The 8,676-nt window shown below is 72.2% G+C and carries 11 protein-coding genes; 8 read left to right on the forward strand and 3 right to left on the reverse strand.

Annotated elements, in window-relative coordinates:
* Positions 1-290 precede the first annotated feature (290 nt).
* On the forward strand, positions 291-491 hold the full coding sequence (locus ACIA73_RS41745; RefSeq protein ID WP_399444249.1) for a hypothetical protein: 201 nt from the start codon (positions 291-293) through the stop codon (positions 489-491).
* Between the two features lie 85 nt (positions 492-576).
* On the opposite strand, the gene ACIA73_RS41750 is transcribed toward ACIA73_RS41745, so the two are convergent.
* Positions 577-1,155 (reverse strand): hypothetical protein, encoded by a 579-nt coding sequence (locus ACIA73_RS41750; RefSeq protein WP_399444250.1) that lies wholly within the window; start codon positions 1,153-1,155, stop codon positions 577-579.
* Positions 1,156-1,288: 133 nt separating this feature from the next.
* Between ACIA73_RS41750 and tsaB the strand changes: the two genes are divergently transcribed.
* The 6 genes from tsaB to ACIA73_RS41780 all read left to right on the forward strand — a co-directional run bounded on the left by tsaB (position 1,289) and on the right by ACIA73_RS41780 (position 5,161).
* Entirely contained in the window at positions 1,289-1,969 is a 681-nt protein-coding gene (gene tsaB, locus ACIA73_RS41755) for a tRNA (adenosine(37)-N6)-threonylcarbamoyltransferase complex dimerization subunit type 1 TsaB (RefSeq protein ID WP_399444251.1), read from the forward strand.
* A gap of 50 nt (positions 1,970-2,019) precedes the next feature.
* Positions 2,020-2,490, forward strand: a complete 471-nt coding sequence (gene rimI / locus ACIA73_RS41760) for a ribosomal protein S18-alanine N-acetyltransferase (RefSeq protein ID WP_399444259.1) — start codon at positions 2,020-2,022, stop codon at positions 2,488-2,490.
* On the forward strand, positions 2,487-3,647 hold the full coding sequence (gene tsaD, locus ACIA73_RS41765) for a tRNA (adenosine(37)-N6)-threonylcarbamoyltransferase complex transferase subunit TsaD (protein WP_399444252.1): 1,161 nt from the start codon (positions 2,487-2,489) through the stop codon (positions 3,645-3,647). Before rimI ends, tsaD begins: the two co-directional genes overlap by 4 nt.
* Positions 3,644-3,904 carry a hypothetical protein gene (locus ACIA73_RS41770; protein ID WP_399444253.1) on the forward strand — a complete coding sequence of 87 codons (261 nt, stop codon included), beginning with the start codon at positions 3,644-3,646 and terminating at the stop codon, positions 3,902-3,904. Before tsaD ends, ACIA73_RS41770 begins: the two co-directional genes overlap by 4 nt.
* 131 nt (positions 3,905-4,035) lie before the next feature.
* Positions 4,036-4,398 carry a hypothetical protein gene (locus ACIA73_RS41775; protein WP_399444254.1) on the forward strand — a complete coding sequence of 121 codons (363 nt, stop codon included), beginning with the start codon at positions 4,036-4,038 and terminating at the stop codon, positions 4,396-4,398.
* Between the two features lie 136 nt (positions 4,399-4,534).
* On the forward strand, positions 4,535-5,161 hold the full coding sequence (locus tag ACIA73_RS41780) for a hypothetical protein (RefSeq protein WP_399444255.1): 627 nt from the start codon (positions 4,535-4,537) through the stop codon (positions 5,159-5,161).
* Positions 5,162-5,338: 177 nt separating this feature from the next.
* On the opposite strand, the gene ACIA73_RS41785 is transcribed toward ACIA73_RS41780, so the two are convergent.
* The gene (locus ACIA73_RS41785; RefSeq protein ID WP_399444256.1) at positions 5,339-5,938 is read right to left on the reverse strand and encodes a hypothetical protein; all 600 of its coding nucleotides are present in this window, start codon (positions 5,936-5,938) and stop codon (positions 5,339-5,341) included.
* Positions 5,939-5,969: 31 nt separating this feature from the next.
* Positions 5,970-7,307: an SAM-dependent methyltransferase gene (locus ACIA73_RS41790; protein ID WP_399444257.1), complete on the reverse strand. Its 1,338-nt coding sequence runs from the start codon at positions 7,305-7,307 to the stop codon at positions 5,970-5,972.
* A 104-nt stretch (positions 7,308-7,411) separates the two neighbouring features.
* Between ACIA73_RS41790 and ACIA73_RS41795 the strand changes: the two genes are divergently transcribed.
* Positions 7,412-8,401 carry a polysaccharide deacetylase family protein gene (locus ACIA73_RS41795; RefSeq protein WP_399444258.1) on the forward strand — a complete coding sequence of 330 codons (990 nt, stop codon included), beginning with the start codon at positions 7,412-7,414 and terminating at the stop codon, positions 8,399-8,401.
* The last annotated feature ends 275 nt before the right edge of the window (positions 8,402-8,676 follow it).

An 8,676-nucleotide genomic window follows, 5' to 3' on the forward strand; every position in this document is an offset into this window, starting at 1 on the left:
CCGGGGGGGGGGGGGGGTGGGGGGGGGGGGGGGGGGGGGGGGGGGGGGGGGGGGGGGGGGGGGGGCCCCCCCCCCCCCCCCCCCCACCCCTCCCGCGTTCGGTGGGGGCGGGAACTCGGGAGACCTGCCGCGCGTTCACCCCGTACATTCCGACAAGCTGTCGGGAAGATGTTGCATCGGGGGTGCTGGACATGGTCACATGGGACTGAAGACCTAGGTTAGGTCAGCCTAACCACCTGTTCGGCTGCGCCTGCTCCCGCCGTCCGCACCCGTCGCCCCAGGAGGCGTCCATGTCGGCACCGGAACGAGAAGTCGAGAAGCCCCTGCCCGTGAGGGAAGTCGTGGGGTCCGTGCCGAGTGCCGGCGCGGTCAGCATGCGGGCGCTGCTGGCGTCCTGTGCGGCGGCCACGGCGGTTTCGACACCGCCGGACGCCGGACAGGTCCAAGCGGGCGGCGAAGAGCGAGTGGTGGAGCGTCGCGACGCGGCGTGACTGACGCGGCGTGAGTTCCGGCGCTACCGGGGGCGCGCAGGGCCTGGCGCCCCCGGACCGGCCGGTGGCCACCGCCCTGACCGCGCTACGGGACCACGACGATCTTGACGCCCACGGTGGCGAACTCCCACATCTGCTTGCCGTCGGTGCGCGCCAGGCGGACGGCGCCGGTGCCCTCCTGCGGAGTGGCGCCCGGGGTGGGCATGGTGCCGTCGACAGCCGCGCTGAACCCGATGGTGACGCCGTCGACGCTGGCGAAGCGGACCACGTGTTCCACGGGCTTGCCGTCCGAGCCGGTGATCTTCCGGGTGCGGGTGGAGACGCGGTAGGTGTCGGGCGACGGGCTGACCGCGCTCGGCGCGACCACGAAGGTCGGCGGCTGCTTCTTCGCCGCGCGCTGGGGCTCGGGGTCCACCAGCCACACCCGCTTGCCGGACAGCGAGTACACGACCCGGGTGCCCTTGCCCGACTGGGCGGGCACGGTGAGCGGCGAGGGCTTGGCGGTCCTGCCCGTGTCCTTGGGCCCGGTGGGCGAGGTGGTGGAGCTGGGCGGCATGGCCACCGTGTCGGGCACGTTCGCCGACGCCTGGTAGGCGAGGAAGCCGACGACGGCGAGTGCCCCCGCGGTGAGCCCGGCCACGATTCCCGAGCTGCTGCTAGCCACCTTGCTGCACCTTTCGATCACCAATGGGTACGTCAATGGGTACGTCCGCGTACGACTTCGTCGTGACGTTAGCAGCAGCCGCCCGGCCCGTCCGGACGCCTTGCTTCCGCTGCGCGGGCCGTAGGCTGTTTGTGTGCTCCTGCTCGCTGTTGATACCGCCACCCCCGCCGTCACCGTCGCCCTCCACGACGGTACGTCCGTGATCGCCGAGACCACCCGGGTCGACGCCCGCCGGCACGGCGAACTGCTGCTGCCGCTGGTCGACGAGACCCTCCGTACGGCCGGCCTGAAACTCGACGCCGTCACCGGCCTGGTGGTCGGCGTCGGCCCCGGCCCGTACACGGGTCTGCGTGTCGGCCTCGCCACCGCGGAGACCTTCGGCTTCGCGCTCGGCGTGCCCGTCCACGGGCTGTGCACGCTCGACGCCCTGGCGTACGCCGCCGGGGGCGCGGGCGGTGCGGGCGCGGCCGGCATCGAAGGCCCTTTCGCGGTGGCCACCGACGCCCGCCGCAAGGAGGTCTACTGGGCGCGCTACGACGACGCCCGCACCCGTACCACCGAACCCGCCGTGGACCGCCCCGCGGAGATCGCCGAGCAGCTCGCGGGCCTTCCGGTGGCCGGAGCGGGCGCGCTCCTCTACCCGGAGGCGTTCCCCGACGCCCGCGGCCCCGAGCACGTATCGGCCGCGGCGCTGGCCTCGCTGGCCGCCGAGAAGCTTGCCGCGGGGACCGACTTCCTGCCGCCGCTGCCCCTCTACCTGCGCCGCCCCGACGCCCAGGTCCCCAAGAACTACAAGGTGGTCACCCCCAAGTGACCACCCCCGCAGCCAGGCCGGCGAAGGCGACGACGGCCGTCCTGCGCGAGATGCGCTGGTGGGACATCGGCCCGGTGCTCGACCTGGAGCACGCACTGTTCCCGGAGGACGCCTGGTCGCCCGGGATGTTCTGGTCCGAGCTGGCATACGCACGCGGGCCGCGTGCCACCCGGCACTACGTCGTCGCCGAGGACCCGGACACCGGAGCGATCGCCGGGTACGCGGGCTTCGCCGCCGCCGGTGACCTGGGCGACGTACAGACCATCGCGGTCGCCCGCGACCAGTGGGGCACCGGCCTCGGCGGCCGCCTCCTCACCGATCTGCTCAGGCACGCCACGGCCTTCGAGTGCACCGAAGTGCTCCTCGAAGTGCGGGTCGACAACACGCGCGCGCAGAAGCTCTACGAACGCTTCGGCTTCGAGCCGATCGGCTTCCGCCGCGGCTACTACCAGCCCGGCAACATCGACGCGCTCGTGATGCGGCGCACGACGACCGAAGAGACAGAAGAGATCCAGCCATGAACCTGAACCGCGGAATCGACGAGCCCCTGGTCCTCGGCATCGAGACCTCCTGCGACGAGACCGGCGTCGGCATCGTCCGCGGTACGACGCTGCTCGCGGACGCGGTCGCCTCCAGCGTCGACACCCATGCCCGGTTCGGTGGGGTGGTGCCTGAGATCGCCTCCCGGGCGCACCTGGAAGCGATGGTTCCGACCATCCAGCGGGCCCTCAAGGACGCCGGAATCGTCGCCTCCGATCTTGACGGAATCGCCGTCACCGCAGGTCCGGGCCTCGCGGGCGCGCTGCTGGTGGGGACGACCGCGGCGAAGGCGTACGCGTACGCCCTCGGCAAGCCGCTCTACGGCGTCAACCACCTCGCCTCGCACATCTGCGTCGACCAGCTGGAGCACGGCAAGCTGCCCGAGCCGACCATGGCCCTGCTGGTCAGCGGCGGTCACTCCTCCTTGCTGCTCGCCCCCGACATCACGTCGGACGTACGTCCGCTGGGCGCGACCATCGACGACGCGGCGGGCGAGGCCTTCGACAAGATCGCCCGGGTGCTGAACCTGGGCTTCCCCGGCGGTCCGGTCATCGACCGGCTGGCGAAGGAGGGCGACCCGAAGGCGATCGCGTTCCCGCGCGGTCTGTCGGGCTCGCGCGACCCGGCGTACGACTTCTCCTTCTCCGGTCTGAAGACCTCGGTCGCCCGCTGGATCGAGGCCAAGCGGAACGCGGGGGAGGAGGTTCCGGTACGGGACGTCGCCGCCTCCTTCCAGGAAGCCGTCGTCGACGTACTGACCAAGAAGGCCGTCCGGGCCTGCAAGGACGAGGGTGTCGACCACCTGATGATCGGCGGCGGCGTGGCCGCCAACTCCCGGCTGCGGGCGCTCGCCCAGGAGCGCTGCGAGCGCGCGGGCATCATCCTGCGGGTGCCGCGTCCCGGCCTGTGCACGGACAACGGGGCGATGGTCGCGGCCCTCGGCGCCGAGATGGTCGCCCGCAACCGGCCCGCCTCCGACTGGGACCTCTCGGCGGACTCCTCGCTTCCGGTGACCGAACCGCACGTACCGGGGCACTCGCACTCGCACGATGACGGCCACGAGCACAGTCACGGCCACGGCCATGTGCACGATCACGACCACGTCCACGAGATCAGCAAGGACAACCTCTACTCATGACCGTCGCGCTGATGTGGGAGGCCCGCGCCGTCCACGACAAGGGCCCCGAACTGCTGGAGTGGGCCCGTGCCCGGCTGGCGGAGCTGGCCTCCGCCCCCGTACGGCAGGAGATCTTCCGGGCGCCGCAGGACCGGGTCCTGGTGATCACCTGGTGGGAGGCGTCCTACGAGGCCGAGCTGCCCGAAATCCCGGAGCCGGACGCGGAGTTGATCACCCGGGCCGTGCACCGGTGGCGGTTCGAGGCCGCGGGGGACTAGCGGGGCGGCCGATTCCCGTGCGGCTCACCGCACGGCTGCCCGTACGCCGTGGAGCGGCTCGGCCTTTAGGTGCCGTTTGCCGAAGCCGCCGTACCCTGAGGGCATTGGCCGTACGGGGGAAGGGGTGTCGAATGCAGTGGTATTGGTGGCTGTTCATTTTCTTCATGATGGGCGGCTTCGGAGGCCTCGCGAACATGGGGCGTCAGGCGCTGGCGACCCGTCACGAGCGGCAGATGGAACGCCTGGAGATCGCGCGCAAGGAGCAGCAGGCCCTGGAGGCGGCCGGTAAGCCGCCCGAGCCGATCTGTGGCTGCACCCACCACCTCGCCAAGCACGACAAGGCGGGCAAGTGCCACGAGTCGGTGGAGAAGCCGACCGCCTGGGACGAGGACAAGAAGCCGATCCGCTTCGAGGCCGGGACTTGCAACTGCCAGCAGTACGTGGGCCCGCAGCCGCTCTCGCAGGTGTACGCGGACGAGCTGACCGACCTCTGACCCGGCCGTACACGGGTACGGGGGCGCCCGGTAGCGTCGGCCGCGTCCGGCGGATCCCGCCGGGATCCCGGACACCGCCGCGACCGACGTGCCTACGGCCGCGCCCGACGTACGTACGAGAGAAGCCGGACTCCGCATGCCTCGCCCGCCCCTGCCGCCGCTCCCGCCCCCTCCCGAACTCCGGTGCTGGCCCGATCACGGCGCACTGCTCGGTGACCGGGCGCGTGCCATGCGGGAGTTGGGGCGCCGGGCGCTCGGTGCGCCTGCCGCGGTGGGCTTCTGGCTGTATGCGTTGCTGCTCGTGGTGGGGTGGGGATGCGTGGGGGTGGCGCTGCAGACCTTCGAAGAGGGCGGCTTCCCCGAGGTGCTGATCGGCGGGGTCTTCGTCGTGCTCGGCATCGGTGCGATCGTGCCGGCCGCGATCCTGCTGGGGCTCGGCGTCAAGCGTGACCGGGTGATACGCGAACGGCTGCGGGCCTGGGGCGAGTTGGGGTCCGATCCGGCCGTGGACCTCACGCTGCGCGCACCCGGCCGGAGCCTCGCCTGGCTGCTGCCGTCCTTCGCGCTGGCGGCGGTCGGGCTGTGGGCCTCGCTGGGCTGGGCGGCGGGTGCGCGGGCCGGTCAGGACACCTACGCTGACGCGACGTACTTCATCGGGATGGGGTGCGTGCTGTGGCTGGTGGGACTGCTGGGGATGGTGAAGGCGGTGGGGCACTACCGATGGGCACTGCGAAGCCTGCGGGCACCCGCCGGCAGGCCCTAGCGGTGACGGGGCGAACTCCTCCCGACGGGGCCTAGCGGTGACGGGTCGAACTCCTCCCGGCAGGCCCTAGCGGTGACGGGGCGAACTCCTCCCGACGGGGCCTAGCGGTGACGGGTCGAACTCCTCCCGGCAGGCCCTAGCGGTGACGGGGCGAACTCCTCCCGACAGGCCCGAGCGTTACGGGGTGAACTCCTCCCGGGCCGCGGCCCACACCCACTGGCCGCGGAACTCGCGGCCGGGCAGCTCGGCTCGCCCGGTGGCCCACAGCAGCGTATGCACCGGGCCCTCGTCAGCCACCGGAATCTCCGGGAACAGCCGGTCCAGCACCACCCCGGCGAGCCCGGCCGGAGGCAGCCAGTCCGCCTTGGGGGCGCGCACCTTCAGGCCCTGAGTGATGTCGTACGTGTGCAGCATCGCCTCCGCCACTCCCATTGCCTCGAACCCCTCCGGGTCGCAGGCGCCCCAGTGGAACGCCCGCACCTCGGGGCCCGCCGTGGCGAGCGTGCTGCCGAGCATTCCGGCGGCGGCGGTGATGATCCGGAGCACCTCCCGGGGGTGCGTGCCGGGACGTACCGTCAGGTCCATCGGGAGGTAGTCGTCCTCGGGGCGGGCCGCCAACTGACCTGCGTACGCGGTCAGATCGTGGGCGATGTGGGCCGCGGTCTCCCAGCAGCTCCACTCCAGGGAGCCCGCCGGGACGGACCAGTGGGTCTCGTCGTCGGCGTACGGCCCAAGGGCGTCCAGCAGCTCGGTCAGGGCGTCGTCGAGGTGCGTCATGGGTCCATGGTTCACGTCGGCGCCGCGCTTGTCAGGCGGGTTTTCCGATCAGCATGGTGGGGGCGCCGGCGACGCGGGTGAGGAAGACGGTGGCGGACTTCTTCCCGGAGAGCTTCATCTTCTTCCGGAGTTCTTCGGGTTCGACCGCGGAACCGCGCTTCTTGACGGTGAGGATGCCGACCTCGCGTTCCCGGAGGAGAGCCTTCAGCTTCTTCACGCCGAAGGGGAGCCGGTCGGTGATCTCGTACGCGGTGGCGTAGGGGGTCGGGCGGAGTGCATCGGCGGTGATGTACGCGATCGTCTCGTCGATCAGGCCGCCGTCGAGGTCCTCGGCGACCTCGGCGACCAGGTGGGCGCGGATGACGGCGCCGTCCGGCTCGTAGAGGTAGCGGCCGACCTCGCGCACCTCCGGGTTGGGCAGGCCGCGGCCGACGAGGGAGACGCCGCCGGGGAGCAGGGTGGCGCGACGGGCGCCCGGGGCGATGCCGGGGCCGTGCCACAGGACGGCTTCCTTCACGTCGCCGTTGTCGGAGATCCACTCGGCCTCGAAGTCGTCGGGGACGAGCTCGTGCGGGATCCCGGGGGCGATCTTGATGGCGCCGGTGCCGACGCGGCGTACCGCCTCGATGGAGAAGGAGAGGGGCGGGGAGTACGCCTCCGGGTCGAAGATCCTGCCCCGGGCGCCGGAGCGGCGGGCCGGGTCGATGAAGACGGACTCGGCGGCGGAGAGGTCGTGGGTGAGCACATCGGCCTGTACGACGGTGAGGGCGGCCGGGTCGTCGAGCAGCGCCGCCGCGTTGGCGCGGGCGGCCAGGCAGGTGGCGGCGTCGAGGTCCACGGCCTCCACGGCCAGCCCTGCGCGGGCCATGGCGAGGGCGTCGCCGCCGATGCCGCCGCAGAGGTCGATGACGTGGGAGATGGAGGGGGTGGGGGAGGCGGGGGTGATGGAGGAGGCAGGGGTGATGGAGGAGGCGGGCGCTTCGGGGGGCCGGCCGATTGTGCGGAAGCGGGCCGCGCGGTAGTCGGCCACCGATTTACGGGTGGACTGCTCGACGCCGTTGGGCGTGAAGTACATCCGCTGTGCGTCCATGGCGCCGAACTTGGCGGCCGCCCGCTGCCGGAGCCGTGCCTGGGCCAGGGCGGCGGAGACCAGCTCGGGGGAGTGGTCGCGGCGCAGCCGGGTCGCCACCGACAGCTCCTGGGCGGGGTCGTAGTCCCGGAGCTCGGCGAGGAGGGCCTGGCCCTCGGGGGTGAAGAGGGCGCGGAAGGCGTCCAGGGGGCCGGGGGCGGCCGGCTGGGGGGCGGCCGGGGCGGCAGGGGCGTCGGGGCCGGTGGCGGCGGGGCCGGGGTGGTTCGTCACCCGGTCCATTGTGGGCCAGCCCGGGAGTGGGTGTGGGCCGAGTGGGCGACGGTGCGCACCTGCTCGCGGTGTCTTCCGGGTCGTGGCGGGCCGCGCTGGGAGGATGCGGCGCCATGCCACTTGTACGACAAACGGAAGAAAGAGGGCTGTCTGTGGATAACTCAGGAGCAGGCGGGCGTCGAAGAGGCAAGATGATGGTCACGGTCCTGGTGGTGACCGCGATCGCCTCGGGGTGCGCGACCCCGGCTGAGCAGGAGACGGGCGGGCAGGGCGGGTCGGCCCGGGGAGAGGGGGTGGCGAAGGGGGTCGACGGTGCGGCGGGAGCGCTGCTCTCACCGGCGGAGAAGCTGCGGCGCGAGCAGATCGCGGCCAAGGCGGCGAAGGTGGCCCGGGTCGCCGCCGCCAGGCGCTGGGGTCTGGCTCAGGTCCCGCTGACCGCGCCCGCGCCCCCCAAGGTGAAGCCGGAGATCAAGGCCAGGACGGGCTTCGAGGTGGACGGGCAGGTCTCCGAGGGGCTGCCGCCCGTCTTCACGACCGTGCCGGTCAAGGACAGGGTCGTCTTCCTGACGATCGACGACGGGGCCGAGAAGGACCCCGAGCTGCTCCGGATGATGGACGAGCTGAAGATCCCGTACAGCGCGTTCCTCTCCGAATACCTGGTGAAGGAGGACTACGGCTACTTCAAGAAGATGCAGGACCGCGGCGTAGCCCTGCACAACCACACCCTCAACCACCGCTATCTGCCCGGCCTTTCCTACCGCAAGCAGCGGTACGAGATCTGCGGCCAGCAGGCCAACATCGAGAAGCGGTACGGCAAGCGGCCCGCCCTGTTCCGCCCGCCGTACGGCAACTACAACAAGGACACCCTCCTCGCGGCCAAGTCGTGTGGTGTGAAGGCCGTGCCCTTGTGGTCGGCCGAAGCGTTCCCGGACCACATGGAGTGGCGCGAATGGGACCGCGACCTGCACCCCGGCGACATCGTCCTCACGCATTTCCGGGGGCGGGGTGACTGGAAGGGTTCCATGCCCGACATGATTCGACGTGTCATGAAGACGATCACCGCCAAGGGTTACGCCGTGGCCAAGCTGGAGGATTACGTGTGAGACGGGGACGAGTGCGCCGGCCGGGTTCGTGGGTGGCGGGGGTAGTGGCGGTCGGTGTGCTCGTCGTGGGGGTGAGCGGGTGTTCCGGGAGGGATTCGGGGACAGCGGTGGAGGGGGTGGGGGGAGGGCCCTTGACGGGAGCGGACCGTTCGCCGTGCCCGGCCCCCCCCCCCCCCCCCCCCCCCCCCCCCCCCCCCCCCCCCCCCCCCCCCCCCCGGGGGGGGCCGCCCCCCCCAAAACCCCCCGGGGGGGACCAAAGCCCCGGCGCCCCCCCC

The sequence above is a fragment of the Streptomyces sp. NPDC051561 genome (genome assembly GCF_044454195.1).
Taxonomy (GTDB): Bacteria; Actinomycetota; Actinomycetes; order Streptomycetales; family Streptomycetaceae; genus Streptomyces.